The 26530-nt window shown below is 47.6% G+C and carries 30 protein-coding genes and 1 rRNA gene; 29 read left to right on the top strand and 2 right to left on the bottom strand.

Features of this window, described 5'->3' with window-relative positions:
• Positions 1 to 42: 42 nt before the first annotated feature.
• The 3 genes from rrf (at position 43) to A3GA_RS0103290 (ending at position 1917) form a co-directional block, all read left to right on the top strand.
• A 5S ribosomal RNA gene (gene rrf, locus A3GA_RS0103300) occupies positions 43 to 156 on the top strand.
• A gap of 250 nt (positions 157 to 406) precedes the next feature.
• The gene (locus A3GA_RS0103295) at positions 407 to 1033 is read left to right on the top strand and encodes a 2OG-Fe(II) oxygenase (RefSeq protein WP_018025964.1); all 627 of its coding nucleotides are present in this window, start codon (positions 407 to 409) and stop codon (positions 1031 to 1033) included.
• 98 nt (positions 1034 to 1131) lie between these two features.
• Positions 1132 to 1917, top strand: coding sequence for a TlpA disulfide reductase family protein (locus A3GA_RS0103290; RefSeq protein ID WP_018025963.1), 786 nt, complete (start codon positions 1132 to 1134; stop codon positions 1915 to 1917).
• Here A3GA_RS0103290 and A3GA_RS11235 read toward each other — a convergent pair.
• Positions 1914 to 2195, bottom strand: coding sequence for a hypothetical protein (locus tag A3GA_RS11235; RefSeq protein WP_018025962.1), 282 nt, complete (start codon positions 2193 to 2195; stop codon positions 1914 to 1916). The two genes, A3GA_RS0103290 and A3GA_RS11235, sit on opposite strands and share 4 nt — an antisense overlap.
• A gap of 236 nt (positions 2196 to 2431) precedes the next feature.
• Here A3GA_RS11235 and A3GA_RS0103280 point away from each other — a divergent pair, with 236 nt between their 5' ends.
• From A3GA_RS0103280 to aspS, 4 genes are all read left to right on the top strand, one after another.
• Positions 2432 to 2797: a hypothetical protein gene (locus A3GA_RS0103280; RefSeq protein WP_018025961.1), complete on the top strand. Its 366-nt coding sequence runs from the start codon at positions 2432 to 2434 to the stop codon at positions 2795 to 2797.
• Positions 2798 to 2934: 137 nt separating this feature from the next.
• On the top strand, positions 2935 to 4224 hold the full coding sequence (locus A3GA_RS0103275; protein WP_018025960.1) for a putative Na+/H+ antiporter: 1290 nt from the start codon (positions 2935 to 2937) through the stop codon (positions 4222 to 4224).
• A gap of 93 nt (positions 4225 to 4317) precedes the next feature.
• Positions 4318 to 4536: an FmdB family zinc ribbon protein gene (locus tag A3GA_RS11230; RefSeq protein WP_036559463.1), complete on the top strand. Its 219-nt coding sequence runs from the start codon at positions 4318 to 4320 to the stop codon at positions 4534 to 4536.
• A 69-nt stretch (positions 4537 to 4605) separates the two neighbouring features.
• The gene (gene aspS, locus A3GA_RS0103265) at positions 4606 to 6402 is read left to right on the top strand and encodes an aspartate--tRNA ligase (protein ID WP_018025958.1); all 1797 of its coding nucleotides are present in this window, start codon (positions 4606 to 4608) and stop codon (positions 6400 to 6402) included.
• 67 nt (positions 6403 to 6469) lie between these two features.
• Here the strand turns inward: aspS and A3GA_RS0103260 are convergent, their stop codons facing one another.
• Positions 6470 to 7225 (bottom strand): SDR family NAD(P)-dependent oxidoreductase, encoded by a 756-nt coding sequence (locus A3GA_RS0103260; RefSeq protein ID WP_018025957.1) that lies wholly within the window; start codon positions 7223 to 7225, stop codon positions 6470 to 6472.
• 160 nt (positions 7226 to 7385) lie between these two features.
• Here A3GA_RS0103260 and A3GA_RS0103255 point away from each other — a divergent pair, with 160 nt between their 5' ends.
• The 22 genes from A3GA_RS0103255 to zapD all read left to right on the top strand — a co-directional run bounded on the left by A3GA_RS0103255 (position 7386) and on the right by zapD (position 26507).
• Entirely contained in the window at positions 7386 to 8183 is a 798-nt protein-coding gene (locus A3GA_RS0103255; RefSeq protein ID WP_018025956.1) for a 3-hydroxybutyrate dehydrogenase, read from the top strand.
• 33 nt (positions 8184 to 8216) lie between these two features.
• The gene (ypfJ, locus tag A3GA_RS0103250; protein WP_018025955.1) at positions 8217 to 9098 is read left to right on the top strand and encodes a KPN_02809 family neutral zinc metallopeptidase; all 882 of its coding nucleotides are present in this window, start codon (positions 8217 to 8219) and stop codon (positions 9096 to 9098) included.
• Positions 9099 to 9103: 5 nt separating this feature from the next.
• Positions 9104 to 9751 carry a site-2 protease family protein gene (locus A3GA_RS0103245; RefSeq protein WP_018025954.1) on the top strand — a complete coding sequence of 216 codons (648 nt, stop codon included), beginning with the start codon at positions 9104 to 9106 and terminating at the stop codon, positions 9749 to 9751.
• Between the two features lie 42 nt (positions 9752 to 9793).
• A complete protein-coding gene (locus A3GA_RS0103240) occupies positions 9794 to 10696 on the top strand; it encodes an endonuclease/exonuclease/phosphatase family protein (protein WP_018025953.1) in 903 nt (300 codons plus the stop codon).
• A gap of 9 nt (positions 10697 to 10705) precedes the next feature.
• Positions 10706 to 11707, top strand: coding sequence for a lipopolysaccharide heptosyltransferase I (gene waaC / locus A3GA_RS0103235; protein WP_018025952.1), 1002 nt, complete (start codon positions 10706 to 10708; stop codon positions 11705 to 11707).
• Positions 11707 to 13053, top strand: coding sequence for a 3-deoxy-D-manno-octulosonic acid transferase (locus tag A3GA_RS0103230; RefSeq protein WP_018025951.1), 1347 nt, complete (start codon positions 11707 to 11709; stop codon positions 13051 to 13053). The genes waaC and A3GA_RS0103230 overlap by 1 nt, the downstream gene beginning before the upstream one ends.
• Before the next feature lie 43 nt (positions 13054 to 13096).
• Positions 13097 to 13990 carry a biotin--[acetyl-CoA-carboxylase] ligase gene (locus tag A3GA_RS0103225; RefSeq protein WP_018025950.1) on the top strand — a complete coding sequence of 298 codons (894 nt, stop codon included), beginning with the start codon at positions 13097 to 13099 and terminating at the stop codon, positions 13988 to 13990.
• Entirely contained in the window at positions 13983 to 14837 is an 855-nt protein-coding gene (locus A3GA_RS0103220) for a type III pantothenate kinase (protein ID WP_018025949.1), read from the top strand. Before A3GA_RS0103225 ends, A3GA_RS0103220 begins: the two co-directional genes overlap by 8 nt.
• Before the next feature lie 86 nt (positions 14838 to 14923).
• On the top strand, positions 14924 to 15085 hold the full coding sequence (locus A3GA_RS12255; protein WP_018025948.1) for a hypothetical protein: 162 nt from the start codon (positions 14924 to 14926) through the stop codon (positions 15083 to 15085).
• Positions 15086 to 15131: 46 nt separating this feature from the next.
• Positions 15132 to 15803: an alpha/beta hydrolase gene (locus A3GA_RS0103210; protein ID WP_018025947.1), complete on the top strand. Its 672-nt coding sequence runs from the start codon at positions 15132 to 15134 to the stop codon at positions 15801 to 15803.
• Between the two features lie 47 nt (positions 15804 to 15850).
• Positions 15851 to 17110 carry a D-alanyl-D-alanine carboxypeptidase family protein gene (locus tag A3GA_RS0103205; protein ID WP_018025946.1) on the top strand — a complete coding sequence of 420 codons (1260 nt, stop codon included), beginning with the start codon at positions 15851 to 15853 and terminating at the stop codon, positions 17108 to 17110.
• 26 nt (positions 17111 to 17136) lie between these two features.
• Positions 17137 to 18015, top strand: a complete 879-nt coding sequence (locus A3GA_RS0103200) for a D-amino acid aminotransferase (RefSeq protein WP_018025945.1) — start codon at positions 17137 to 17139, stop codon at positions 18013 to 18015.
• Positions 18016 to 18030: 15 nt separating this feature from the next.
• Positions 18031 to 18306 carry an HP0495 family protein gene (locus A3GA_RS0103195; protein WP_018025944.1) on the top strand — a complete coding sequence of 92 codons (276 nt, stop codon included), beginning with the start codon at positions 18031 to 18033 and terminating at the stop codon, positions 18304 to 18306.
• Between the two features lie 40 nt (positions 18307 to 18346).
• Positions 18347 to 19051, top strand: coding sequence for a lipoyl(octanoyl) transferase LipB (gene lipB / locus A3GA_RS0103190; RefSeq protein ID WP_018025943.1), 705 nt, complete (start codon positions 18347 to 18349; stop codon positions 19049 to 19051).
• Complete coding sequence (gene lipA, locus A3GA_RS0103185; RefSeq protein WP_018025942.1) at positions 19036 to 20013, top strand: lipoyl synthase; 978 nt, start codon at positions 19036 to 19038, stop codon at positions 20011 to 20013. The genes lipB and lipA overlap by 16 nt, the downstream gene beginning before the upstream one ends.
• Positions 20014 to 20244: 231 nt before the next feature.
• A complete protein-coding gene (locus tag A3GA_RS0103180) occupies positions 20245 to 21279 on the top strand; it encodes a sulfate ABC transporter substrate-binding protein (protein ID WP_018025941.1) in 1035 nt (344 codons plus the stop codon).
• Positions 21280 to 21387: 108 nt separating this feature from the next.
• Complete coding sequence (gene cysT / locus A3GA_RS0103175; RefSeq protein WP_018025940.1) at positions 21388 to 22218, top strand: sulfate ABC transporter permease subunit CysT; 831 nt, start codon at positions 21388 to 21390, stop codon at positions 22216 to 22218.
• A gap of 11 nt (positions 22219 to 22229) precedes the next feature.
• Positions 22230 to 23213, top strand: coding sequence for a sulfate ABC transporter permease subunit CysW (cysW, locus tag A3GA_RS0103170; protein WP_018025939.1), 984 nt, complete (start codon positions 22230 to 22232; stop codon positions 23211 to 23213).
• Positions 23210 to 24277 (top strand): sulfate/molybdate ABC transporter ATP-binding protein, encoded by a 1068-nt coding sequence (locus A3GA_RS0103165; RefSeq protein ID WP_018025938.1) that lies wholly within the window; start codon positions 23210 to 23212, stop codon positions 24275 to 24277. Before cysW ends, A3GA_RS0103165 begins: the two co-directional genes overlap by 4 nt.
• 159 nt (positions 24278 to 24436) lie before the next feature.
• A complete protein-coding gene (locus A3GA_RS0103160) occupies positions 24437 to 25096 on the top strand; it encodes a prepilin peptidase (protein WP_018025937.1) in 660 nt (219 codons plus the stop codon).
• A gap of 14 nt (positions 25097 to 25110) precedes the next feature.
• Complete coding sequence (coaE, locus tag A3GA_RS0103155; RefSeq protein ID WP_018025936.1) at positions 25111 to 25749, top strand: dephospho-CoA kinase; 639 nt, start codon at positions 25111 to 25113, stop codon at positions 25747 to 25749.
• On the top strand, positions 25746 to 26507 hold the full coding sequence (zapD, locus tag A3GA_RS0103150) for a cell division protein ZapD (RefSeq protein ID WP_018025935.1): 762 nt from the start codon (positions 25746 to 25748) through the stop codon (positions 26505 to 26507). Before coaE ends, zapD begins: the two co-directional genes overlap by 4 nt.
• Positions 26508 to 26530: the final 23 nt, after the last annotated feature.

The raw sequence follows: 26530 nt of genomic DNA, 5'->3' as shown, positions 1-26530 counted from the left end.
ATTGTGCTTCTTCCTAATTGCTAAACAGCAGTACAAGCTTCGCTTGACGACCATAGCAAGGTGGACCCACTCCTTCCCATCCCGAACAGGACAGTGAAACGCCTTAGCGCCGATGATAGTTGGATTCGCTCCTGTGAAAGTAGGTCATCGTCAGGCAATTTACATCAAACCCCTGAAAGCTAACGCTCTCAGGGGTTTTTGCTGCGCGCCAACTAAGAGTACTTAGGGACGTTTCTAGACACATCGCTAACGTTGACGCGATTAGCTATTGCCTCCAAAAATAAAACTATACAAAACATATCCTGTCGCTATAAAATTATTCTCCGTTTTTAATTGTTGTCACTCGATCTAGTTAGCTTTATGGCGATTATGATTTGACTCGACAGCGTAGTCACAGGGTTTTAGCATGCCAACTTTTGATGCCATTTTAACTGCTCTAGAAACTGAGGGTTGTTTTATCAGTGATGAGTTATTATCTCCAGCCTTGGTGCAATCATTATTAATAGAGGGTCATCAACGCTGGCAACTGGGTCAGTTTCACGATGCTCGTGTTGGACGTAAGCAACAACTTGCCTTGGCTGCGGATATTCGCGGTGATTCCATTCTTTGGTTAGATGCACATGATAGCTATCAAGCCTCACAGGAAATATTTGCATTGACTGAGTTATTGCAACAGGCATTTAATCAGTATTTTTTTATGGGTTTAAAGCAAGTTGAATTACACTATGCGCGCTATGCTTCAGGTACGGGCTATAAACGTCATATTGACCAGCATCATAACACTACCTTTAGAAAAATAACCATAGTCATTTATTTAAATCCGGATTGGACGGCGGAAGACGGTGGTGAATTGCTGATCTATGATCCTTTTAATCCGCAACAAGTGCTGTTTCGTGTTTTACCTATCGCCGGACGCATCGTGATATTCCGTAGTGATCTCTTTGAGCATGAGGTATTGCCTAGCAGCAAAACACGCTGGAGCATAACGGGCTGGTTTCGTGATGATGAAAACTTTTTCGGTTTTGCAGCTTGAATTCTAGACAATAATCTAGCAGTGGCCTACAAAACCATATGCTAGCTTAGTAATCGCTACACTATAGTTTGTACTAACACAGTTTCCTTAGCAGTCATATGGTGATAGGCCCTTTTTTGTTGCCACCGATGGTTTTTGCGACGCTTATCGGTGTGCTAGTATTAATGCTCATTGGATCGCTACTAAAGCGTTGGATAGACCCACAATTTGATACCTGGGTTGGCATTGCTCTGGTGGCTGCCTTTTTAGCAGCTAGAGCTGGCTTTGTATTAAGGCATTGGGATAGTTATCAGCAAAATCCTTTACGCTTTTTTTATATTTGGCAAGGTGGTTTTGATAGTCATTGGGCTATCGTTGCGGCAGTACTGAGTCTCTTCTTTTTAAGTGCTTGGCGTTATCGGGCAATCGCTGCTGCTGCTTTACTGGTAGCAGGCTCTGCTATTTATCTCGCCTTTAGCCTGACGCCTAAAGCGGCTTCCACACAGTTAGCGGATATTCAGCTAGTTAACCTACAGGATGAAGCTGTTAATCTCGCAGCGCATGCTGATGATAAGGTGGTGCTTAATCTATGGGCAACATGGTGTGCGCCCTGCCATCGTGAGATGCCGATGCTGCAGCAGGCGATTGCAGATTATCCGGAGCTGCAGTTTTACTTAATTAACCAAGGTGAAACTGAGGTGGTGGTGAGGGACTATTTAGCAAGGCACGATTTACAACTACAGGCTTCGGTTCTATTAGATCCCACCCAAGCGATAGCAAGTTACTATCAGACACTAGGCACGCCTGTGACGCTTTTTTTTAATCAGAATAGGCTAGTGGCTACGCATGTGGGCGAGATCAGTGCTGAGCTACTTAGTGATTATGTGCAAGCGCTAAAGCACTAATGTAATCGCATGCTCGTACCAAGGCTGTATTGCATGGTATTAAGGTAATGGTCTGTGCTTGCTTCACCAGTATCCTCAGCTAATTCGTAATATTCATCATAACCTGACAGGTGATGGCCGCCGCTCTCCTCAAGGGGGATACCCTCAAGTAAGAGTTTATTGCCCGGCAATTGCTTATAGTTAATGATCTGACCGGGTTTTAGTTGCAAATGGCTCAGCAGTTCTTCTTTTAATTGGACTTGACCGTAGGCGCCAATAACCATATAGCCTTTTTTCATGGTGTATCTCCCTAATAATGATTGTAGTCAGCAGTTAACTGCTTGGAAAGGCTAGCAGCCACGTTTTATTGTGCTCAGAACCTGTTGCAGGGACAATACACAAAACTACATATGTATTCATCAGTAGGACAAAAATAACCACCCTGATATACAGCGCTCAGTCTTAAGTATATGATGAGTTGAGTGCAATATAAGTCTTTGTATTGATTTGATAATTTCGATTTAGGATAGTAGGCATGATAGCAAGCAGAAAGGAGTCTATTGATAAGCGTTTAGTGCTAATTCATCACACGGGTGCTAGACTATATCCCTTTAAAAAGTGCTTTAAAGAGACGGGTAGTTTTGGTTTTGTGGTGACCCCTAAGGGGCGGCGTGAGCGTAATGGCGATGGTCTTTATTTACAAAGCTTGGAGGAGGTGATTCCCTATTTCTTTTTCAAAGGTTATAACTTGGCTGCGACTACGGATACCAAGCCGACTAGTGCGGGTGAGCGAATTGGTGCCTTTACGATTAATGGCACAGCAATCGTGGACTATGAGATTGCTGAGGAGTTGAGTCATTTGGTGGCTACTGCACCGTTTCAACCGCGTCATGTTTTTTAAATTATGCGCTTAGAACTGTCTTAGTGCTAACGATGGCTGCTTATTTTTCCAAACTGGTTTAAAATCGAACGCTTGCGTTGAAATTTAAAATTACATTTGATAAATTTTAGATGAGATTTATTTTTGGAGCTTAAAGCATGCCAACCTCAATTGAGTTATTAGCAACCGTCTTATTCGGTCTTGCAATTATTCATACATTTACCGTACCTATTTTCGCCAAAATTGCCCATAGACCAGGTCCTCACCAGGGGCTTTGGCACTTGTTATCCGAGGTTGAGGGCGTGTTCGGGCTGTGGGCGACCATCTTTTTGGTGATTATGGCGGCCACTGGCGGTATTGAGTCTGCTGTGCATTATATGGATGGTCGTAATTTTACCGAGCCGCTCTTTGTATTTGCCATTATGGTGATTGCGGCAAGCCGTCCTATTTTGGATCTGGTGCAGCGTATTGTGCGCTATTTGGCGCGAGTGCTGCCGGTGCAGACTGAGGTGGCGCAGTTCTTTATTACCTTGAGTTTAGTGCCTTTAGCTGGCTCAATTATCACCGAACCTGCGGCTATGACTTTAGCAGCGTTGATGCTCAAAGAGGGTTATTTCAGTCGAGCACAGAGTGTAAAGTATAAGTATTTGGCCCTGGGTGTGCTCTTTGTCAATATTTCCATCGGTGGTGTGTTGACTGCGTTTGCGGCGCCACCGGTATTAATTGTGGCTAACACTTTCGGCTGGGACAGCTTGTTCATGTTGACAACTTTTGGTTGGAAGGCAGTAATCGCTGTCTTTATTAATGCGATCGCCATCACCTTTATTTGTCGTCGTGAAATTATTCGCACGGCGCGTATTCCTATCACTAAAGAAACACGTATTGAGCGAGGCGGGGTGGCTGAACGAGCCGAGGTGGTGCCTGCCAGTGTGATTTTAGTGCATTGTCTGTTCTTGCTTGGGGTGGTATTTTTCTCCCATCATCCGCATATCTTTATGGGTATGCTGATGCTCTTTATTGGTTATTGTACGGCCTATAATCGCTATCAAAACCCCTTGCTGATTAAGGAGGGCTTGATGGTCGGCTTCTTCTTGGCTGGTCTTTTGATTTTAGGTGGTATGCAGCAGTGGTGGTTGCAGAGTTTATTGGCTGGTTTAGAGCCGTTGGTGTTATTTGTGGGTTCAACGGCCTTGACTGCAATTACTGATAACGCAGCCTTAACTTATTTAGGTTCTTTGGTTGAGGGTACCAGTCCCGAGTGGCGTTATATGCTTGTGGCTGGTGCGGTCAGTGGTGGTGGTTTAACCGTGATTGCTAACGCACCTAACCCGGCCGGTTTCTCTCTCTTAAGAAGAAGTTTCCCTGATCAGGCCATTGCGGCACAGTATTTATTATTAGCTGCATTAGGTCCGACCTTGGTTGCTTCCTTGCTGTTTGTCTTATTATAAATCTTGCGCTTAAAGCGCTACCTTAAGGAGGAAAAAGGGCTAAAATATAGCCCTTTATTTCCTTTTTTAGCGATTGCTGTTAGAGAGTTTGTTGTGCCTATTTATGTCTATCGTTGCGAACGTTGTGGTGCAGAAAAAGAGTTGCTGCAAAAGATGTCCGATCCTCCTTTAACGCATTGTGATGCCTGTGATCAGGAGACTATGGTGAAGCAGGTCACTGCGGCTGGTTTTGAGCTAAAGGGCACTGGTTGGTACGTGACTGATTTCCGTGATAGCGCTAAGCCTAAATCAGGCGGCTCGTCTGAGAGTTAATCAGACACCCTTTATTTATCATTTAGTTATTCTACTAATAAAACGCATTTAAGCGATTTCGGAGCAAATATGAAACGCACCTGCTATACAGGTCAGGTTGGACTAGATCAATTAGATCAAACAGTTACTTTATTCGGTTGGGTTCATCGTCGACGTGACCACGGCGGCGTTATCTTTATTGATTTGCGTGACCGCGAGGGTTTAGCGCAGGTGGTATGTAACCCTGAAAATAAAGACACCTTTAGTATCGCTGAGGGTATTCGTAATGAGTTCTGCTTAAAGGTAACCGGTGTTGTACGTCGCCGCCCTGAGGGTACGGTTAATCCGGATCTTAAATCGGGCGAGGTCGAGGTAGTGTGTGAGGCGATTGAGATTTTAAATCCATCGATTACCCCGCCGTTCCAGTTGGACGATGATAATTTATCCGAGACGATTCGTTTGACTCACCGCGTGATTGATTTGCGCCGTGAGGTGATGCAGAAAAATCTGATGTTACGCTACCGGGTTTCCATGGAGGCGCGTAAGTTTCTGGATGCTCTGGGCTTTATTGATATTGAAACACCGATGCTTACTAAGAGCACGCCTGAGGGCGCACGTGACTATTTAGTGCCGTCACGGGTTAATCCGGGTGAGTTCTTCGCTTTGCCACAGTCACCGCAGTTATTTAAGCAGTTATTGATGGTGGCCGGTTATGACCGTTATTATCAAATCACGAAGTGCTTTAGAGATGAGGACTTACGTGCCGACCGGCAGCCTGAATTTACTCAGATAGACTGCGAGGTTTCTTTCCTTGATGAGGAGGAAATTCGCGAGATCTTTGAATCAATGCTCCGTCATATCTTCAAGGAGGTGCTGGCCGTTGAGCTGCCGAATCCTTTCCCAACCATGCCTTGGACGGAGGCCATGCAGCGTTATGGTTCGGATAAGCCTGACTTGCGCGTGAAGCTTGAATTCACCGAGTTAACTGAGGTGATGAAAGACGTTGAGTTTAAGGTGTTTAGCGGTCCTGCCAATACTGACGGTGGTCGAGTGGTAGCGCTCAGAGTACCGGGTGGTGCAGCACTATCTCGTAAGGAAATTGATGACTATACGCAGTATGTTTCTATTTACGGCGCCAAGGGTCTGGCGTGGATTAAGGTAAATAGTGTTGCTGAGGGTCGCGAGGGCTTACAATCGCCGATTGTTAAAAATATCCACGATGCGGCCTTAACTGAGATCTTAAAGCGCACCGGTGCGACAGACGGTGATATTTTATTTTTCGGAGCGGATAAGGCCAAGGTGGTGAATGATGCCATTGGTGCCTTGCGCGTGAAATTAGGTCATAGCGATTTTGCCAAGGAGCATGGCTTATTTGACGCTGGCTGGAAGCCTTTATGGGTGGTTGACTTCCCAATGTTTGAATACGATGAAGAGGATCAGCGCTACGTGGCTGCACACCATCCCTTTACCAGTCCCAAAGATGGTCACGAAGATTTTCTTGAGTCCGACCCTTCAAAAGCCTTTGCCAAGGCCTATGATATGGTCTTAAATGGCTGGGAAATCGGCGGCGGCTCAGTGCGTATTCATCGCTCAGATGTACAAAAGAAAATCTTCAAAGCACTTAAACTGAGCGATGAAGAGATTCAAGCGAAATTTGGCTTCTTGGTTGAGGCCTTACGTTATGGTGCGCCACCGCATGGTGGTTTAGCCTTTGGTCTGGATCGTCTAGTGACAATCATGGCTAATGCACCGTCAATTCGTGATGTCATTGCCTTCCCTAAGACTCAGCGTGCTCAGTGCTTATTGACCAATGCGCCGTCTGAGGTTGATGAAAAGCAGCTACGTGAATTACATATTCGTTTACGCAAAAAAGCTGAGCAGCAGTAAGTTATTCTCACTGCGCTAAGTCAAACCGCTAATTCTATCGTGTCAGAATTAGCGGTTTTGTTTTATTTTAGGCTTTGCGAGTCACCTTGAGGCCGCCATAGCTTTGCGCCACTGGCATCAGCTCCATGGTGTTGATATTTAAGTGCTCGGGTTGGGCGATGAGCCAGGAAACGATATTGGCAATATCCTCTGGGGTCACAAAATCAACCTTATCGTAAAGGGCCTTGATCTTTGCCTCGTCGCCATCAAAGCGCACATGAGAAAACTCAGTGCCACCGCAGAGACCAGGTTCAAGATTTGTCACGCGCACGGCGGTACCAGCTAAGTCGGTGCGTAAATTAAGGCTGAATTGGCGTATAAAGGCTTTGCTAGCGCCGTAGATATTAGCACCCTCGTAGGGCCAAGTACCTGCGGTTGAACCCATATTAATAATCAGACCACGATTACGCTCCACCATGCCTGGCAGGATTTGATGCGTGACATAGAGTAGGCCGTTGATATTGGTGCTAATCATTTGCTCCCAATCGTCTAAGTCGGCCGCTTGTGCCTTGGCTAGTCCCTTGGCCATGCCGGCATTGTTAATTAACACATCAATCACTTTAAGCGCCGATGGCAGTTGATTAATCGCTTCAATGACTGCCTCTTTGGATTGAATATCAAAGACAAGTGGGTGTAAATTACTACCGAGTTCCGCCCGTAGGGCTTCAAGGCGATCGGCACGACGCCCGCAGGCAATGACAGTATGACCTTGTGTGATCAACTGCTGACTGATCGCCTTACCAAAACCGGCGGTAGCACCGGTAACAAAGCAGATTTTTTTCATCGTAGTAGTTATTTGTTGGTTAAGGTTAAAAGCTGAATAAAGATTTACGTTATTGTCGCATCTTAAGGTTTGATAATAACGGTTAACAGTACTAAGATAGTGAGGAATATTTTATTCTACAATTATTTTTTTCTTACAAGCGAGAGATGGAGGATGATAGATGGTTAAGGCAAGCTATTCTTTAGCGGGGCAAGTCGCGTTAATTACGGGTTCTGGTAGTGGTTTGGGTCGTAATCTAGCCCTTAAGTTTGCGGCAGCGGGTGCGGCGGTCGGTGTGGCTGATTTAAATTTGGCTGCTGCACAACAAGTTGTTGAGGAAATTGAGGCAGCCGGTGGTCGTGCCTTGGCAATTGCGATGGATGTGACTAGTGAAGACGAGGTGAATAAGGGGGTTGAGGCCTTAGTGCAGGCCTTTGGTGCGATTGATGTCTTGATTTCAAATGCGGGTATTCAAATCATTGAATCCATTGATAAGTTTGAGTTTTCTCAGTGGAAGAAAATGCTAGCGATCCATTTGGATGGTGCATTTTTAACGACAAAGGCAGTGCTCAAGCATATGTACAAGGATAATCGCGGCGGCACCGTGATTTATATGGGCTCGGCACACTCGCATGAAGCCTCAGTGTTAAAAGCGCCTTATGTCACGGCAAAGCATGGGTTACTCGGTTTAAATCGGGTATTGGCCAAAGAGGGTGCAGCGCATAATGTTCGTTCCCATGTGATTTGTCCAGGTTTTGTGCTCACACCGCTGGTTGAAAAGCAAATCCCCGAGCAAGCACAGGAATTGGGTATTAGCGAGGAGGAAGTGGTTAAAAACGTGATGCTTAAGAATACGGTGAATGGTGAGTTTACGACGCTTGATGATGTCAGTGATGCGGCGTTGTTTTTGGCTACTTTCCCAAGTCATGCCTTGACGGGACAGTCTATTGTGGTGACAAATGGTTGGCACATGCATTAATTTGCAGGTTTTTTAGGTATTAAGGGGTTTATTATGAGGCTTGGCGGTAGAAGACAGAGTCGCAATGTAGAGGATCGTCGCGGTCAACGCGGCGCCGGTGGTATGGGTGGTGGGATACCCATTTTTCGTGGGGGTAAGCTCAGCCTTGGCACGATTGTGATTGCGCTAGTCGCTTGGTTGGCTTTTGGCGTAAACCCCTTACAGCTGCTTGGCGGGATGAGTGCCTTGGAGGTTGATCAAAGTACGGTTTCACATCGTGGCAGTACTGGTGAGTTAACAGATGCCGAGGGTGTTTTTGTGTCTAAGGTGCTAGCGACAACTGAGGATATTTGGGCTGAGCAGTTTAGGCAGCATCAATATGGTCGTTATAAAGAACCGCGTTTGGTTTTATATAGTGGTGCTACTCGTACCGCCTGTGGCTTGGGTCAAGGGGCGATGGGGCCTTTTTATTGCCCTTCGGATCAGACGGTGTATTTGGACTTGGAGTTTTTCCGCGAGACGGGTAAGCGCATGGGAGTACGCGGTGAGTTTGCCCAAGGCTATGTGATTGCGCATGAGGTCGGTCACCATGTACAACAGATTTTGGGTGTTTTAGAGCAGACCCAACGGGCGCAACAACGCAGCAATCAACGACAGGCCAATCAAATCTCTGTATTGACGGAGTTGCAGGCGGATTGTTTTGCCGGTATCTGGGCACATGAGTTGGCTAAGCAGGGTGATACGATTGACGAGAAAGATATTCGTGATGCGATGAATGCCGCTGCGGCAGTCGGTGATGACCGGATTCAGCGTAATACGCAGGGCTATGTGGTGCCTGATGCCTTTACACACGGTTCTTCAGAGCAGCGTGTGAGTTGGTTTACACGTGGTTTTAAGACGGGCAGTATTGAAGCTTGTAATACCTTTGCGAACTAGTGCTTATGGATATTCAATCAACACTCAAACTGGTCACGGTGTATGCCATTCCGGTGATCTTTGCCATTACTTTACATGAGGCGGCCCATGGCTATGTGGCAAAACGCTTTGGCGATAATACGGCTTATGTGTTGGGCCGTGTAAGCTTAAATCCAGCGCGTCATATTGACCCTTTTGGTACCGTGATTTTTCCGCTATTGACCTTATTTTTGGGCGGTATGCTCTTTGGTTGGGCCAAGCCGGTGCCGGTAAATCAGGGGCAGCTAAGAGAGCCACGGCGTCATATGATTTGGGTGGTCTTGGCTGGTCCCGCAGCAAATTTTTTAATGGCATTGCTGTGGGCGTTGCTGTTGCGCATTTTGTTTTCAATGGGTGAAACGCAGGGCTTTTTATGGGAGGTCTCGCGTGCGGGTATTTCCATTAATCTGATTTTGATGGTCTTGAATTTATTGCCAATACCGCCGCTGGATGGTGGTCGAGTGTTGATGAATATTGTGCCTTTAAAAACAGAAAATCTGTTGGCACGTATTGAACCTTATGGGATTTGGATCTTATTGGCGCTGTTGTTAACTGGTGTGATTCAACCAGTGATTGGGGCTGGGATTAATTTTTTCTTTGAGCTGATTCTTAAAATTGTCTTTTTTAAGCTTTAGTATAAAGGCAATGACATTGAATACGAAGTAGCATCTTAAGCCATGGTTCAATTAAAAGTTTTAACTTATAACATTCACAAGGGTAAGGCGCCCTTAGGTATACGCCAATCATTTGCTCAGTTAAAAGGCGCTCTGCAGCGAGAAAATGCCGATTTGATATTTTTACAGGAAGTGCAGGGACGCAACGATCTGGAGGATGCGCTACATAATCAACCAGAGCGTTTAGCGGAAGCTTTGGGTATGCATGTGGTATATGGGCGTAATGCGATTCGCCGCAACACGGACCATGGTAATGCCTTTTTAAGTCGTTATCCAATTGTTTTTCAGGATAATCAGGATATTTCCGATCATCGTTTAGAGCAGCGCGGGGTCCTACATGTGCAGGTACAGGTGCAACAGCGTATTGTGCATTGTTTTGTGGTGCATTTAGGCCTTTTCAAACAAAGTCGTCGACGGCAGGTGGAGGCGATTGCTCAGCGGATTAATCGTCTGGTGAGGGATGATGAGCCGGTAATTATTGCTGGTGATTTTAATGACTGGACGCAGCAGCTTAGCAGTCAGTTAATGTCCGTGCTGCACTTGCAAGAGGTGTTTGAAGATGAGGCTAAGCGCGTCGATATGGAGTTCCCTGCGGTTAAATTGAATTTCCAAAAGGGCTTTAATGAAATGGCACTGATTTGGCAAAACCCAGAGCTTAAAGGGCGCCTGGAGCGTTTGGCCAGTTATATGAAGACGGATAGTTTTATGCGCTTGACGGAGGCCTTTTTTATTGAAAGGCGTTACTATAATCCGCGCACCTATCCTGCCTCCTTTCCTTGGTTGCGTTTGGACCGTATGTATCAGCGCGGCTTTGAAATTGACACCACTGAGGTACTCAAAGGCAAGCCTTGGACGAAGATCTCAGACCATTTGCCGCTAAGCGCTAAGCTTAGGTTATTAACGTAGAAAGAAGCTATGACAAAAAAAATATTGATCGTGCGCTCATCCTCTTTAGGCGATTTGATCTTCGTGTTGCCGGCGATTTCCGATATCGCCAAGCACTGTCCAGAGGTGATGATTGATTGGGTGGTAGAGGAAAGCTTTGCCGACATTCCGGCCTGGCATCCAGCGGTACATCAGGTTATTCCAATTTCCCATCGACGTTGGCGTAAGCATTGGTGGAGTCGTGAGACGAGACGTGAACGGGCCGCCTTTAGAAAAAAGTTGCGCCAAACGCACTACGATATGGTCTTGGATATGCAAGGTTTAATGAAGTCGGTGTGGGTGGTGCGTCAAGCCATTGGCGAGCGTCATGGTTTGGATTGGAAGTCGGCGCGAGAGCGTTTAGCTTCGTTGTTTTATCATCAGCGTCATCGGGTGGACTTTTGGCAACCCGCCGTCACTCGGCAACGTGAGTTAGCGGCTTTGGCTTTGGGTTATCAATATGAGGGAGCGCCAGACTTTGGTTTGCAAGCGTTTACCGAGGGCGTGGAGATTCAGAATTATGCAGTAGTGATGCCATCCGCCAGTCGCGATGATAAGCTGTGGCCGGAGGAGGATTGGCATGCGGCTTTGGATTTATTGGTTGAGCATGGTTTGGAATTGCGTGTGCTCGCAGGCAATGACAAAGAGGCCGCACGCGCTGCCGAATTGGTTAAACACTATCCTAAGGTGACGCTGTTAACTGCGTTACCGTTAAAGGAAGTGGCCCATCAATTAGCGGCTGCCCGTCTGATGATCGGCTTAGATAGCGGGCTGACCCATTTGTCGGCAGCCTTAGGTCGACCGACGATTGGTATTTATTGTGCTTCTACGCCGGTGCGTACGCCCTTAACGGGTGCAGGTATGACGGCAAGCTTGGGCGACCGAGGTGTGCCGCCAAGTCGTGAGGTGGTGCTGTTAAAGTTAAAGCAAGCGCTCGGTGCCTCAGAAGAGAGTGCCGCGGATGAGCTGCTCGTGGAGCCGGCGGAGTCCTGATGAATCGCTTTTGCTATACCTGCTTGCTTAAAGTCGTAGCGCCCATTATGCTGGCACTGCTGGCGCGTAAAGCTAAGCGTGCTGGCGGTGTGTGGGAGATACGAGCGCCGGAGCGCTTTGGACGCTATGAGGGAGTAGAGCCTGCTTTACAAAGCTCAGCCGTTGCGGCTGCAGACGATGAGGTAGCGGTGGCTTTAGATTTTAAGCGAGCGGTTTGGGTGCATGCGGTCAGTTTAGGTGAAACGCGGGCAGCACAACCCTTGGTTCAAGCCTTATTGGATCAGGGGTTACCGGTTTTATTAACGCATATGACGGCAACGGGGCGAGCGATGGGGGCGAGCTTCTTCGAGGCCTATATCCGTTCAGGGCAGTTGCGTCAAGCTTGGATTCCCTATGATTTGCCGAGGGCAGTGAAGGGCTTTTTGGATTATTGGCAACCGCGCTGTGGCATTCTCATCGAACGAGAAATCTGGCCTAATTTACTCGCTGAAGCGAAGGCACAGCAGATTCCGATGGTGCTGGTGAGTGCACGTTTTTCTGATGCTTCATTAAAGCAGGCCCGTCGTCTCGGCAGCGTGTTAAAGGAAGCCTTTACTTCATTGGCCTTGATTTTGGCGCAAAGCTCGGAGGATCAACAGCGGCTGCAGGACTATGGTTTAGCAGGGGTGCAGTTGGCTGGTAATTTAAAGTTCGATGTGAAGGTGCCCACGTCCGTAGTACAGCAGGCAAGGCAATTTAAGCAGCAATTACAGCGTCCCGTGGTGGTGATTGCCAGTACACGGGAGGGCGAGGAGTGGATGTTTTTAGACAGCATAAAAACCGCCGCATTGCCACAGTCATTGGCTTCAGCCCCGACACCGCTGTATGTGTTGGTGCCGCGTCACCCAGAGCGCTTTGAGGAAGTGGCGCAAGTATTGGAGGCCTCTGGCTTAAGTTACTGTCGCCGCTCATCACAGCCTTCACCGCAGGCACTTAGCCATTGCCATGTATTATTAGGTGATAGCCTAGGTGAGATGTTTTTTTACTATGGGCTGGCTGATGTGGTGATTGTGGGTGGTAGCTTTGCGGATTTTGGCGGACAAAATAATATCGAGCCTAGTGCCTTGGCGTTGCCAGTGCTGGTGGGGCCACATACGGCTAATTTTAAACAGGCTGTGGCCGATGCCATTGCGGCGGGGGCGACGCGGCGCTGTGAGTCAGCCTTAGAGGCCATTGCCATGGCGCAGCAATTATTAGCTGAACCGGCACAAGCACAGGCGATGGGTCAAGCGGCAGAGCAGTGGCTGGTGCAACATCGTGGGGCAACTGAGCGCACAATGCAGTATTTGCAGCCTTTTTTGCAGTAGACTATGCTGTGAGTTGTATTAAATCTGTCATGAAAAATAGTTTATGCCTTTAATTACTTTACCCCCTGCAGCGCAACTAGCCGCTAAAATTAAAGCGGAATTACCTGGTTTTGCTGAGGTGCAATGGCTGGAGCAGGTGGATTCTACCAATAGCCAGTTAATTAATCGGGCGCGTCAAGTTGAGCCCGAGTCGGCGCAAGTACGCCCAGTGCTTTTGGGGGCCTATCATCAGACGCAGGGCAAGGGGCGTGGCGGCCGTACGTGGAAGGATCTGGATAAGACCACCTTAATGTTTTCCTGTGCCTTTGATGTGGATATGCCAGCCACACAGTTGCCGATGTTGGCGCCGCTATGCGGCATTGTGGTGTGTGAGCAGCTACGTCAATTAGTTGGTGCAGCGCATGAGCATCGTCTAAGTATGAAATGGCCCAATGATATTTTGTTTGACGGGGCCAAGCTTTCAGGTTTATTGGTTGAGGCGGTGAGGCCTGCGGTGGGGCGTTTCTCAGCGCATCATCATGTGGTGGTGATTGGTATGGGGCTCAATCTGTCACATGCCAAAGCCTTGAGTGAGTCCTTGCAGCGACCGGTGGCGGATTGGACGTCGGTGTTGTCATCATTAGCGGAGCGGGAGTCTAAAGCGGCGGCAAATGTCAGTAGTATGGTGGCTTTGCTTGCCAATGCTTGGTATCAGGCGATTTTACAGTATCAAAAAACGGGCTTTGAGCCGTTTGTGGCGCGTCATGCGGTGGTGGATGCTTTAAAGCAGCAGACGGTGGATGTGCTGAATGGCCAGGAGCTGATGTTTAGCGGTCAGGCAGAGGGAGTGGACAAAAATGCCTGCTTATTAGTACGGACTGATGAGGGAGTAAAGCAGGTGATTTACGGCGATATTTCCATTCGGGCAATTGATCCCATGGTGGCGGATAATGGCTAAGGGCAGTGCTGCGGTCTTGCTGATTGATGCGGGTAATACGCGGATTAAATTTGCTTACTATGAACGACTTAGCGCCGCAGGGACAGATGAGGTGCCAGCAGCGCCAGTGAAGTTTATTGTGACGCATGCGGAAATTGAGGGTTTAGCTGCAAAGCTTAAGCAATTTGCTACTAAGCCTAGCCTCGTGATAGGGGTGAATGTCAGTGGTCCGCTGAGCGCAGCCCGGATTAGAGAGCAATTAGATGCGTATTGTGGTGAGCAAGCTTATGAGCTACATTGGCTCGCTTCCGAGCCACAGCTATTGCACTTACGTAATGCCTATGCTGAGTATCAGCAACTGGGTTCCGATCGCTGGTTAGCCATGTTGGGGCTGAGTGTACATGAAGCCGCTCAAAAGCGACCGGCGATGTTAATTAGTTTCGGTACAGCCACAACAATAGATACGGTGTTTCAGGATCAGTTTCTGGGCGGTTTGATTTTGCCTGGGCTGCAGTTAATGAGTGATAGTTTAGTGAGCGGTACGGCGCAATTACCAGCCATTCAATGGACCACGTCCAGTTATCCGCCGGCTTTTCCAAGTTCTACCGCAGAGGCTTTACTGAGTGGCATCACAGCAGCACAAGTGGGGGCGGTGTTACGCCAATGGCTCCATGTGCTTAAGCATTGTCAGCAAGCGCCGGTGGTGTTTTATGCGGGTGGTGCAGCAGACTACGTGCTGCCTGAATTATCCAGGTTGCTGTCAGAGCAAGCTCAATTGCACGGATTTGATACAATAGAGCTATTGCCCTTTGAGGACCCTGCGTTGGCTGGTTTATTACTTTATGCGCAGTACTATTTGGCGCAGTAGTCACTGAGCTAGGGATCATGCCTTGGTTGGAGCATGCTCAAAGTAGCTAGGATTTAGCCATCAAAGACCATAGCGTAAAAAGCACGATGCGAACTCTTTTTATCATACTTCTCCTAGCCAATCTCTTAGTTTATGCCTTGGGTGCAGGTTGGTTGGGCTTTAAACCGAGTGAGTTGAAAATCAGCTCCGGCTCTGCACGTGTGGTGGAATATAAGCCGCGCGATATTAGTATTGAGGCGTTGCCCTAGGCAGTTTGAGAGCCGCACCTTATGTTGATGTTAAAGGATTTAGACTGTGTCGCAAGAGATTAAGTTATATCAGGGTGAAGTAGGCGCTTTGGATGTCGCCATTGATTACCCGAGGACCGAGCCCAAAGCCTGGGCCATGATATTGCACCCACATCCTTTATTTGATGGGACGCGCGATAACAAGGTGATTACTACCATGTCGCGCTTATTAGTTAGTCATGGCTATGTGGTGCTGCGCCCTAATTTTAGAGGTGTAGGTAAGTCCGAGGGAAGTTTTGATGAGGCCCGCGGTGAGACACAGGATATGTTGGCGGTGGTGCAGCAGTTTTTAGCTGAACATCCCCAATTTGCTGAATTGCCATGGGTGCTTGGTGGTTTCTCATTCGGTTCCGCAGTGGCTGCACAATTGCATCAGGAAATTGAAGACTTAGTAGCCACGGCTGCCGCCCCTGCTGCTTTAACAATGCCCGCCGCCTTAGTGCTTGCGGGGGTAGGCGTATGGCGCTTCAGTTATCGAGAGGTTGATTTGCCGGAAAATACCTTTGTCATTCATGGGGAAGCCGATGAGGTGATTCCATTGGCAGATGCCTTTACTTGGCTTGCTGAAAAAAAGCAGGCGGTGACGGTATTACCCGGGGTTGGGCATTTTTTCCATGGCGCCTTAATTGAACTTCGTAAGCAATTAGCGCTCTACCTTAAAGGCCTTGAGCTGTTATAGTTTTACAATAGCGATCATTTATTATTCTGCGATATAGAGTGACAACGATGTTAAAAAAATTACTGATTTTACTGCTACTGCTTTTAGTAGGTGTCGGCAGCTACAAACTATTCTCCGGTGCTAAAACTGAATCTGGTGATGGACAGATGCTGTTGCAGCCGGTGTCACAGGAAAGCGCAGCGCCGGCGCATGTGTCATCTATTGTGCCGACTACGCCGGAAACGCCGACAGTAGTGAGCTTTTCAAATATTGCACAGCCGGAAATTGATGCTAAAAGCTGGTTATTGATGGATGTGGATACGGGGCAGATTCTAGCCGAAAAAGATCCGGATATGCGGGTGGAGCCAGCCTCTTTAACTAAGTTGATGACCGCTAGTTTGGTGTTTGATGCCTTAGACAAGCGTCGTATCGCTTTGGATCAAACGGTGATAGTGACGCCTGAAGCGCGTGCAGCCGAGGGCTCTCGGATGTTTATTGAGGTCAATACCCCGGTTAAAATCAGTGACTTAGTCCAAGGTATGGTCGTGCAATCGGGTAATGATGCCAGTATTTTGTTGGCGCAAACGGTGGGCGGTACGCTTAATGTCTTTGTTGATCAGATGAATCAGCGGGCGCGAGATTTTGGTATGCCTAATACCAGCTATGGCGATCCCACCGGTTTGCCATCTGAGCGTACCTTTACCACCGCTCGTGATATGTCGGTATTAGCGCAGCACATTATCCTCGATCACCCCGATTATTATCACTACTTCAGTCAGTTGGAATATACCTACAACAATATCAGACAGCATAACCGTAACGGCTTATTGCGTAGAAATCTGGGGGTGGATGGTTTAAAAACCGGTCATACTAGCTCAGCCGGCTATAGCTTGATTACTACGGCGGTGCGTGATGGTCGTCGATTGCTAGCGGTGGTGATCGGTGCGCCTAGCCAGGCTGCGCGTGAACGTGCAAACCAGGCGCTATTAGATTGGGGTTATGCAAATTTTGTGGTACGTGAGGTGGCCGCTGCCGGTGCAGAAGTGATTCAGCCGCGGGTCTGGGAGGCTAAGAGCAAAACGGTTAAATTAGGCGCTAAAAATAAAGTGGCCGTCACTGTGCCGCGCGGTCGTGAGAATCAGGTGCAGTCCATGACTCAGCTTAGCGGCAAGTTGGTGGCGCCGTTAGCTGCAGGTCAACAAGTCGGTATGGTGCAGTTTGTGTTAGATGGTCATATTCTTAAGCAGGATCCTTTAGTTGTGATTGAGCCGGTGGAGCAAGCCAGTTTCTTTGGTCGTCTTTGGGATAAATTGATGAGCTCTTTTTAGGAGAGCCTTTTAAATAGAGTAAGCAAATGATAGAAGCATTAATTCCCGGCGTGACAGAAGACGTTGATGTGTATTTAAATGGCGATTTTGTGCCCTTAAGTGAGGCCAAAATTTCGGTGCTTGATAGAGGCTTTATTTTTGGTGACGGCATTTATGAAGTGGTGCCGGTGTATCGGCGTAAGCCCTTTAGGCTGGAGCAGCACGTTGCTCGTTTGATGCGCAGCTTGGATAAAATCGCCTTGTATACCTCAAATACGGCTGAGGATTGGCAGCATTTGATGACTTTAATGGCAGAACGCGCGCCTTGGGAAAATTCCTTGGTGTATCTACAAGTCACGCGCGGCGTGGCAAAACGTGATCATCCTTTTCCTAATCCGCCAGTGAAGCCAACCATCTTTTTGATGAGTGCGCCGCGTTTGGCCCCTAAGGCTCAGGAGATTAATCAGGGGTTGCGCACCGTTAGCATGGTGGATATGCGTTGGTTGCATTGCGATATTAAGTCCGTGTCATTGTTGGGCAACGTACTTTCTAAGCAATACGCCGTGGATCGCGGGGTGGATGATGTGATTCAATTCCGTGACGGTAATTTATCTGAAGCCTCTTCCTCAAATGTCTGGGTCGTTAAAAACGGCAAGGTGTTGGGCCCTCAAAAGGATAATCTCGTGTTAGAGGGTATTCGCTACGGTTTAATCGAGGAATTGTGCCGTGCCGAAGGCATTCCCTTTGAGCTGCGTGCCATTAGCAAAGCCGAAGTAGTAGCGGCTGATGAGCTCTTTTTGTCTTCCGCCACCAAGGAGATTCTGCCGATTGTGGAGCTAGACGGTGAGCCTATTGCAAATGGCGCAGTTGGTCCCATCTATAAGCAATTAAAACAGGCGTATAACCAGGTGTTGGCAGCCCTTTAGTTGTGAGAGAAGATGATGACAGAAATTTCAAAAGAAGACTCGTTAATCGAATACCCTTGTGACTTTCCAATTAAAGTCATGAGTGTTAACCATCCAGAGATCATCGATATGCTAGTGCCACTTATTCTGGCGCATGACCCCAGCTTTGATCACGAGACGATTGAGATTCGTGAGAGTAGCAAGGGGAATTATGTGGGCTTGACGGTAACGGTGTATGTGGAATCGCGAGAGCAGTTGGATAATATTTATCGTGCCTTGCATGGTCACGAATTGGTCAAGGCGGTACTTTAAATAATGGCATTTGAGCTCGCGAGGCAGTTTAATCACAAAGATGATAAAAATTAAGCAATTCGAAGGTCTCTCAGCGTATGAGCCCATTTGGCAGGCAATGCAGCAATTTACCGCCGCCCGTGCTGCTGATACCGCTGATGAGATCTGGCAAGTCGAACATGAGCCGGTTTATACCTTAGGGCAAGCCGCTAAGCCAGAGCATATTTTAAACGCAAAGCAAATTCCTATTGTACGTTGTAATCGTGGTGGTCAGGTAACCTATCACGGACCTGGACAGGTGGTGGTATATCCCTTATTACAGCTGAGTCGCTATCAAATGTATGCTAAAGAATATGTGGCATGTTTGGAGGATGCGATTATTGCTACCCTAGCGCATTTTGGTATTACTAATGCCTGCCGCAAGGAAAAAGCGCCGGGCGTGTATGTGCCGATGGCAGGGGCCGCTGCTGATGACTTAGCCAAGATTGCTGCGCTGGGCGTTAAAATTAGCAATGGTTGTACCTATCACGGTTTAGCCATTAATGTTGCGATGGATTTGGATCCCTTTCTTGGCATTAATCCCTGTGGTTATGAGGGCTTACGTACAATCGACATGAAAAGCTTAGGGATAAAGGCGACGGTACAGGCGGTTTCTGATAAAGTGGTGGCTGAATTGCAGCACATTTTAGTGAGCAAACTCAAGTTGAGCGGACAGGGCGCAGCGGATCGTTCTGAAATAGAGGAAATAGAGTGGACAGTCAGTTAAAAACTATTGCAAAAGACGAGGCTTATGATGCGAGTAAGAAGCAAAAAGCCTTTGATAAGGTATCTCGCATTCCAGTCAAGGTGGTGCAACGGGAACCGCTTAAGAAGCCGTCATGGATCCGTGTAAAAGCGGCACCAGCGAATTCTCAGTTTAATCATATTAAAAAAATTCTACGTGAGAATAATATGGTGACGGTGTGCGAAGAGGCTTCTTGTCCTAATATTGGCGAGTGCTTTGGTATGGGTACGGCTACCTTTATGATTATGGGGGATAAGTGTACACGTCGTTGTCCATTCTGTGATGTCGGTCATGGTCGCCCTGATCCCTTAGATGAGCAGGAGCCAGCAAATCTGGCCGAGTCTATCGCCTTAATGCGTTTAAGCTATGTGGTGATTACCTCGGTCGACCGTGATGATTTGCGTGACGGCGGGGCGCAGCATTTTGTTAACTGTATTAATGAGGTGCGTAGTCGTTCACCGCGTACGCAGGTTGAAGTGTTAGTGCCTGATTTTCGTGGTCGCCTGGACAAGGCCTTGAGCATTTTTGCGGATGGCCTACCAGATGTGATGAACCATAACTTGGAGACCGTGCCGCGTCTTTATAAGCAGGCACGCCCGGGCGCCGATTATGCGCACTCGCTCAAACTATTGCAGGACTTTAAACGCCTCTATCCCGGTATTCCGACGAAGTCAGGCATTATGGTTGGCTTAGGTGAAACGGACGAAGAGATTTTGGACGTGATGCGTGATATGCGCGCACATGATGTGGATATGATCACAATTGGTCAGTATCTGGCCCCTTCCGAGCATCATTTACCAGTGGAGCGCTATATGCACCCTGATGAATTTGCTTGGCTGGAGGCGGAAGCATACAAAATGGGTTTCACCCATGCTGCGGTGGGAGCTATGGTGCGTTCTTCCTATCATGCTGACGCACAAGCGAGTGAGGCCGGTGTAGTTTAAGTTTGAATTATAGAGCTAATGGCGCCCTGTATTGTTAGTGATACAGGGCGTTTTTGATCGTGCGCAATGGCTTTATTAGCTGTGTTAATCGCACTACATACTTTTTCTATATAACTAAAAGTAATATTAATATTAAAAACTATCATTTTTAATTATAAAGAGAAAGGGGTATAGTTTTTCATACGTCGTCTTATTAAGGACAAAGACTTTAACTTATCGACTTGGAACATTATGAAATTATCTAAACGCTTTTTCTCTTCATTACTTCAGTCTACCCTAATTGCTACGGTGGCTGCCTCTGCGAGCTTCGGTGTAGCACAAGCGCAGGACGCTCGTGGGAGCTTTTTAAACGTATCGTATGATGTGATGCGTGATTTTTATAAGGAATTCAATCCATTATTTTTGGAGGACTATGCCGCTAAGCATGACGGTAAGAAATTCCAAATTCAGCAGTCACATGCCGCTTCTTCTAAGCAGGCCTTAAGCGTGGCAAATGGTTTATTAGCTGATGTGGTGACCATGAATCAGAGCTCAGATATTCAACTGTTGGTGGATAAAGGCTTGATTAAGGCAGATTGGGAGCAGGAGTTTCCTGATAACGCAGTGCCCTTTACCAGTTTGACGGTGATTTTGGTGCGCAAAGGCAATCCTAAACAGATTCAGGACTGGGACGATTTGAGCAAAGACGGCGTAGATATTGTGATTGCGAATCCTAAGATCACGGGTAACGGACGTTATGCCTTCTTAGCCTTTTATGGTGCTGCGTTAAAAGAGCATAATGGCGATCAGGAAAAGGCCAAGGAATTAGCCCGTGGTATTTTGAAAAATGTATCTATTCTAGAAAATGGCGGTCGTGCGGCGACCACAACCTTTATCCAGCGTGGCATTGGTGATGTGCTATTAACCTTTGAAAATGAAGCGTATATGGCAGCCAATGAGTTCGGTAAGGATCAGTTTGAAGTGATTTATCCTAAGTACTCGATTAAGGCTGAAAACCCAGTGGCTATTGTCGATACTGTCGCTGAACGTAAGGGTTCCCAAGCGGTGGCTAAGGAGTATTTGGACTACTTATGGAGTGAGCCAGCGCAAGAATTAGCGGCTTCGCTGTACCTGCGCCCAAGCGATGAGACCGTGCTTAAAAAGTACGCTGAACGCTTTCCTGCAGTAGATACTTTCCGTGCCACAGAAACTTTCGGAGCTTGGCCTGACATTATGAAAAACTACTTTGCAGACGGTGGCGTGTTTGATGAAGTGAATAAGCGCTAAGCCAGCGCCGATACCTAACTCAGATTGAATCAGTTGCCATGCGTTTAGCGCTTCTCGCTTAAGGGCTAAACGCATTCGCTATGAATATATGCAATAACATTCGGAACGATGCAATTTTTACTTAAACAAAAATCGATATTGCCAGGCTTTGGTTTGAGTCTGGGTATCAGTGTGTTTTGCCTGTCCTTGTTAGTAGTGTTGCCTTTTGCGGCTCTAATTACGGTGACAGCCGGGATGGGCTGGTCCGCTTTTGTGAATACCATTGCTGATGAGCGTGTGTTAGCGGCGGTCTTTTTGAGCTTGCGCTTATCCTTTTATGCCACCCTCACGAATGTATTTTTCGGTACCTTAGTGGCTTGGGTCTTGGTGCGTTATGAGTTTCCTGGTAAAGCAATCATGAATGCTTTGGTGGACTTACCTTTTGCCTTGCCTACGGCGGTGACTGGTATTGCGCTCGCCACCTTGTACTCGCCTAACGGTTGGTTGGGACAGTTCTTTAGTCAAAAAATTGCCTTTAGCCCTGCTGGTATTTTCTTGGCCTTGGTGGTTGTGAGCTTGCCTTTTATTGTGCGTGCGGTGCAGCCTGTGTTAGAAGAACTACAGCCCGAACTGGAAGAGGCAGCAGCGAGTTTGGGGGCGAATCGTTGGACTACCTTTAGGCGCGTTATTCTGCCGGAGCTCACACCCGCTTTATTAATGGGTAGTGGCATGATGTTTGCGCGCGCCACAGGTGAATATGGTTCGGTTATTTTTATCGCCGGCAATATCCCTATGGTATCGGAAATTTTGCCGGTGATTATTACTGCAAAATTAGAAATGTTTGATATTCAAGGGGCTTCAGCCGTGGCCTTGTTTATGCTGATTATCGCTTTTGTGATTTTATTTATTATTAATGCGACGCAATGGCGTCTCAGCCGTCGCCTTGAGGCCAGAGCTTAGGGATTGTAGTGATGCAGACAAGTTATAAAAAACCCATCGATGAACCTCGTTTTTTAAAAGTGCTGTTAATTGCACTGGCGCTTAGTTTTTTAGGCGTGATGTTAGTGATTCCGCTGATTTCAGTGTTTGTAGAGGCTTTTCGTCAAGGCTGGGCGCTGTATATTGCCTCCTTAACCGAGCCGGATGCGATGGCGGCCATTAAATTAACCCTGTTGACGGCAGCGATTGTGGTGCCGATTAATGTGGTTTTTGGGGTGGCCATGGCATGGTTGTTGACGCGCTTTGATTTCCGCGGTAAGCAATGGCTGACCACGCTTTTGGATTTGCCATTTTCCGTATCACCCGTGGTTGCTGGTTTGATGTTTATTCTACTGTTCGGTAGCTACAGCGTTTTGGGTAGTTGGTTGGAGTCCATTGGCTTTCAAGTGATTTTTGCGGTGCCGGGCATTGTGATAGCGACCTTGTTTGTGACCTTCCCCTTTATCGCACGGGAGTTGATTCCGCTGATGCAAAGTCAGGGCTCGAGTGAAGAGCAGGCTGCCTTGGTGTTGGGCGCATCGTCATGGCAAATGTTTTGGCGTGTGACTTTACCGAATATTCGTTGGGCCTTGTTGTACGGCATCATCCTAAGCAATGCCAGGGCCATGGGTGAGTTCGGTGCAGTCTCGGTGGTCTCGGGCCATATTCGGGGCTTGACCAATACCTTACCCTTACATATTGAAGTGCTTTATAACGATTACAATCCGGTGGGTGCCTTTGCCGCCGCTAGTTTATTGGCATTTTTGGCGATTGTCACGCTGCTCTTGCAGCATCTTTTGAATTGGTGGGAGCAGCGTAAATATAAGCAAGCAGCAGCGGCGCGGCGTGATGCCGAAGTGGTGCTAAGCGCCGAGTCAGATATCGTGGCAAGAGATGATTGCACAACTAACAAAATAAGCGCAGAGCGCAGCACAAAAAAAGCCCCTGATTTAGGATTAAACAAGGTGACTGTATGAGTATCGAAATTAAAGATCTGAATAAAAGCTTTGGTGCGTTTCACGCGTTAAAAAATATTAATTTACAGGTGGAAACCGGTCAGTTGGTATCCTTATTGGGACCGTCGGGTTGTGGTAAAACGACGCTGCTACGAATTATTGCCGGTTTAGAGTTTGCCGATAGTGGGCAGGTCTTATTGGATGGCCAGGATGTGACAAATAAATCAGTGCAAGAGCGCCATATCGGTTTTATGTTCCAGCATTATGCTTTGTTTCGCCATATGAATGTCTTTGATAATGTGGCTTTTGGGCTTAGCGTCTTACCACGCAGTCAACGTCCTTCAAAAAAGGAAATTCGCGAGCGTGTGATGCAGCTGTTAGACTTGGTGCAGTTGCCGCATTTGGCACACGCCTTTCCCGCACAGCTTTCTGGTGGTCAAAGACAGCGCATTGCCTTAGCCCGCTCATTAGCCGTACAGCCTAAGTTATTACTGTTGGATGAGCCCTTCGGCGCCTTGGATGCCAAGGTACGTAAGGAATTACGTCAGTGGCTACGGCGGGTGCATCATGAGTTGGGTGTGACGAGTATTTTGGTTACCCACGATCAGGAAGAGGCTTTGGAAATTTCCGATAATATTGTCTTGATGAATCACGGGGTGATTGAGCAAGAGGGTAGCGGTTCCGCACTCTATCACCAGCCGCAAACAGCGTTTGTGACGGAGTTTTTGGGTGAGGCCAGTGTGTTTGAGGGCGTGATTGAGGACGGTGCATGGCGTTTTAATGACTTCACGACTCCATTGACAGCGGAGCAACAACAAGGGGTGCAAGCTGGTCCAGCAAAAGCGTATGTGCGTCCTCACCAGTGGCGCTTAAGTCGACCTGGTGTGTCTGATGACATGATGCTTCAAGGTCGTTTAGAAGAGGTACAAGATCTGGGCGCCTTGGTCAGACTGCATGTGGTAGATGAGGCGCAGGCACAAGCGGTAGATGTTTTTGTGCCCCAACAAATTCAGCAACAGGCACGCTATCAACGAGGTGAGGCACTGGGCTTGAGCCCGGCATCAGTGATTGTTTTTAATTCCTAATGGTCTTTTTTCTGCGGTTTAGCAAGCTGTTTAGAGCGAGTGTTCTTAGGATCGACTCGCTTTTTTTGTGCGTAATGGGCGTGTTAGGTGGATAAAGAAATCCTGTATGCGTGAAAAGGTCAGCGCTTGCACTATGCTTTTTCCTTTAAGGAGAATCATATGTTGCTGCTCGTGATCGCTAGTGTTCTGATGGCTGGCTTGCTGTATTGGCTTTTACCGCATTATGTACTCAGTTGTTATCGGCGCTATCGGGGCGATCCTTATTGGCAGGTGGTGCGACCTTATAAAAAGCGTTATGCGGTGTATTGGGTGCCTTTGCTATTTTTAGCGAGCACCGTGCCGCTACTGAGTGCGACCCAGTGGCCTTTCTTTTATTTGTTTTTCAGTGCTATTTTACTTAGTCTTGCGTGGTTGGATCTCAAGCTGCGTATCTTGCCAGATGTGATTTTGTTGCTCTTTGCCTTACTCGGTTTGACTTATAGCTATGTAGTCGCAGATGGTATTATCTTATGGCGCTTACTCATGGTTTTGCTCTGCGTCGGCTGTGCTAAGATCGTTCAGGTAGTCAGTAGCAGCTTTGCTAAGCGTCGTTGCGGTAGCAGCTTAGGTGCGGGTGACATTAAATTTATGGCCGCCTTGGCGTGTTGGTTTGAGATGATGGTCTGCTTGTATTTAGTGGCCTTAGCCTGCGTTATTGCCTTAGTTGCGATTTTTTTTCAGACACTGCTGTTTAAAAGGCGCGTAGAAACTATCGCATTTGGTCCTTATTTGTCGTTAGCCGCTTACTTTGTATGGTGGTGGGGTAGCTTATATAGCTGATTGAGGGGGTAGAGATGGCTCAGTATAAGGTAGGTCTTACCGGGGGTATTGGTTCGGGTAAATCAACCGTCACTAAGCAATTACGGGGCTATGGGATTGCAGTGATTGATGCGGATGCCATTTCACGTGCTGCTACGGCAGCTGGTGGTGCGGCCATTGAGGCCATTGTGGCGGCCTTTGGCGCAGCGATGCTGGATCAGCATGGCGCCTTAAATCGTGCCTTAATGCGCAACTTGGTGTTTAAGGACCCCGAGGCACGTCAGCGCTTAGAGGCCATTGTGCATCCCATTGTACAGGAGCAGATGGGCTTACAAGCAGCGCAGGCCGATAGCCCCTATGTGGTTTATGATATACCCTTATTGATTGAGTCAGTCGCACGCTATCGTCCTCAGTTTAAACGTATCTGTGTGATTGATTGTGATGAAGCAACGCAAATATCACGTGTACAATTAAGAGATCAACTTAGTTTAGATGAAATTAAGCGGATTATTGCCAGCCAAGCACCACGGCAGCTTAGACTGCAGCATGCCGATGATGTGATTGATAATGGTGCCGGCGTAGACTTACCTCGGCTACGTCAACAAGTGCAGGAAAAGCACGAGCTCTGGTTGGCCTTAAGCGAAAAGGACCGATTACATAAGGGATTGTCGTGATTTTATATGAGTATCCATTCAGCGAGAAGATACGCTCATTTTTGCGTTTAGAGTTTCTTTTTCAGCGCTTATCCTTTTTTCATAAGCATTTTGCGAGTAGCCCTGAAAACGATGAGGCCTTATTGGGTGCGTTGTTCGACATTATGGAGGTATGTGAGCGGGGCGACGCGCGTAATACCTTATTGCAAGAGTTGGATAAGCAAAAACTGACCTTACAGTCCTATCGCAGCTATCCTGATATTAATTTGGTGGCGATCGAATCGGCCTTGGTGGATTTAAATCGGGTCAGTCGAGAATTGCATGACGCAGGCAAGATTGGTCGAGCGGCGCGTGACTGCGAGTGGCTTGCTAAAATCAAAAACCGTTATGTGGTGCCGGGTGGCTTATCCAGCACTGAATTCCCAGCGTATCATGGTTGGATGTTGGGCGATCATGCGCAGCGCCAAGCGGTGGTGGATGAGTGGGTGGCTTCATTTAATCCACTCAGCGAGGCGGTCAATAGTCTCCTACACTTTATTCGTGCGTCGCGCGAGCCAGAGTATGTGACCACACCGCCTAGCGGTGTTTTTGAACGCGCTTTGCGGGGGCAGCCGTATCAGTTAATACGCGTCTGGGTGCCGGCATCCGGTGGCATTTATCCAGAAATTAGCGCAAATAAGCACGTGACCTTTGTGCGTTTATACCAATTAAATGAGCGACTTGAGCCGCAACTGGTGACAAAACCCATCAGCCTGAAAATCGCATTTTGTAATTTTTAATTTTTTGTTTTTGATAGGATTTT

Source organism: Oligella urethralis DSM 7531, from assembly GCF_000372065.1.
Taxonomy (GTDB): Bacteria; Pseudomonadota; Gammaproteobacteria; order Burkholderiales; family Burkholderiaceae_B; genus Oligella; species Oligella urethralis.
Note: the sequence above shows the minus strand (reverse complement) of the source record. Positions and strands in the feature narration are given on the sequence as shown.

Bases quoted from the DNA above. Each gene is read 5' to 3' on its own strand.
- A3GA_RS0103225 (WP_018025950.1), top strand. From the start codon at position 13,097: ATGCCTTTAATTACTTTACCCCCTGCAGCGCAACTAGCCGCTAAAATT.
- coaE (WP_018025936.1), top strand. From the start codon at position 25,111: ATGGCTCAGTATAAGGTAGGTCTTACCGGGGGTATTGGTTCGGGTAAA.
- A3GA_RS0103255 (WP_018025956.1), top strand. From the start codon at position 7,386: ATGGTTAAGGCAAGCTATTCTTTAGCGGGGCAAGTCGCGTTAATTACG.
- A3GA_RS0103240 (WP_018025953.1), top strand. From the start codon at position 9,794: ATGGTTCAATTAAAAGTTTTAACTTATAACATTCACAAGGGTAAGGCG.
- A3GA_RS0103295 (WP_018025964.1), top strand. From the start codon at position 407: ATGCCAACTTTTGATGCCATTTTAACTGCTCTAGAAACTGAGGGTTGT.
- A3GA_RS0103200 (WP_018025945.1), top strand. From the start codon at position 17,137: ATGATAGAAGCATTAATTCCCGGCGTGACAGAAGACGTTGATGTGTAT.
- A3GA_RS0103260 (WP_018025957.1), bottom strand. From the start codon at position 7,225: ATGAAAAAAATCTGCTTTGTTACCGGTGCTACCGCCGGTTTTGGTAAG.
- A3GA_RS0103165 (WP_018025938.1), top strand. From the start codon at position 23,210: ATGAGTATCGAAATTAAAGATCTGAATAAAAGCTTTGGTGCGTTTCAC.
- cysW (WP_018025939.1), top strand. From the start codon at position 22,230: ATGCAGACAAGTTATAAAAAACCCATCGATGAACCTCGTTTTTTAAAA.
- A3GA_RS0103275 (WP_018025960.1), top strand. From the start codon at position 2,935: ATGCCAACCTCAATTGAGTTATTAGCAACCGTCTTATTCGGTCTTGCA.
- A3GA_RS0103280 (WP_018025961.1), top strand. From the start codon at position 2,432: ATGATAGCAAGCAGAAAGGAGTCTATTGATAAGCGTTTAGTGCTAATT.
- A3GA_RS0103230 (WP_018025951.1), top strand. From the start codon at position 11,707: ATGAATCGCTTTTGCTATACCTGCTTGCTTAAAGTCGTAGCGCCCATT.
- A3GA_RS0103180 (WP_018025941.1), top strand. From the start codon at position 20,245: ATGAAATTATCTAAACGCTTTTTCTCTTCATTACTTCAGTCTACCCTA.
- cysT (WP_018025940.1), top strand. From the start codon at position 21,388: ATGCAATTTTTACTTAAACAAAAATCGATATTGCCAGGCTTTGGTTTG.
- A3GA_RS0103195 (WP_018025944.1), top strand. From the start codon at position 18,031: ATGACAGAAATTTCAAAAGAAGACTCGTTAATCGAATACCCTTGTGAC.
- A3GA_RS0103160 (WP_018025937.1), top strand. From the start codon at position 24,437: ATGTTGCTGCTCGTGATCGCTAGTGTTCTGATGGCTGGCTTGCTGTAT.
- A3GA_RS0103205 (WP_018025946.1), top strand. From the start codon at position 15,851: ATGTTAAAAAAATTACTGATTTTACTGCTACTGCTTTTAGTAGGTGTC.
- A3GA_RS0103290 (WP_018025963.1), top strand. From the start codon at position 1,132: ATGGTGATAGGCCCTTTTTTGTTGCCACCGATGGTTTTTGCGACGCTT.
- A3GA_RS12255 (WP_018025948.1), top strand. From the start codon at position 14,924: ATGCGAACTCTTTTTATCATACTTCTCCTAGCCAATCTCTTAGTTTAT.
- aspS (WP_018025958.1), top strand. From the start codon at position 4,606: ATGAAACGCACCTGCTATACAGGTCAGGTTGGACTAGATCAATTAGAT.
- lipB (WP_018025943.1), top strand. From the start codon at position 18,347: ATGATAAAAATTAAGCAATTCGAAGGTCTCTCAGCGTATGAGCCCATT.
- A3GA_RS0103245 (WP_018025954.1), top strand. From the start codon at position 9,104: ATGGATATTCAATCAACACTCAAACTGGTCACGGTGTATGCCATTCCG.
- A3GA_RS0103220 (WP_018025949.1), top strand. From the start codon at position 13,983: ATGGCTAAGGGCAGTGCTGCGGTCTTGCTGATTGATGCGGGTAATACG.
- waaC (WP_018025952.1), top strand. From the start codon at position 10,706: ATGACAAAAAAAATATTGATCGTGCGCTCATCCTCTTTAGGCGATTTG.
- ypfJ (WP_018025955.1), top strand. From the start codon at position 8,217: ATGAGGCTTGGCGGTAGAAGACAGAGTCGCAATGTAGAGGATCGTCGC.
- A3GA_RS11235 (WP_018025962.1), bottom strand. From the start codon at position 2,195: ATGAAAAAAGGCTATATGGTTATTGGCGCCTACGGTCAAGTCCAATTA.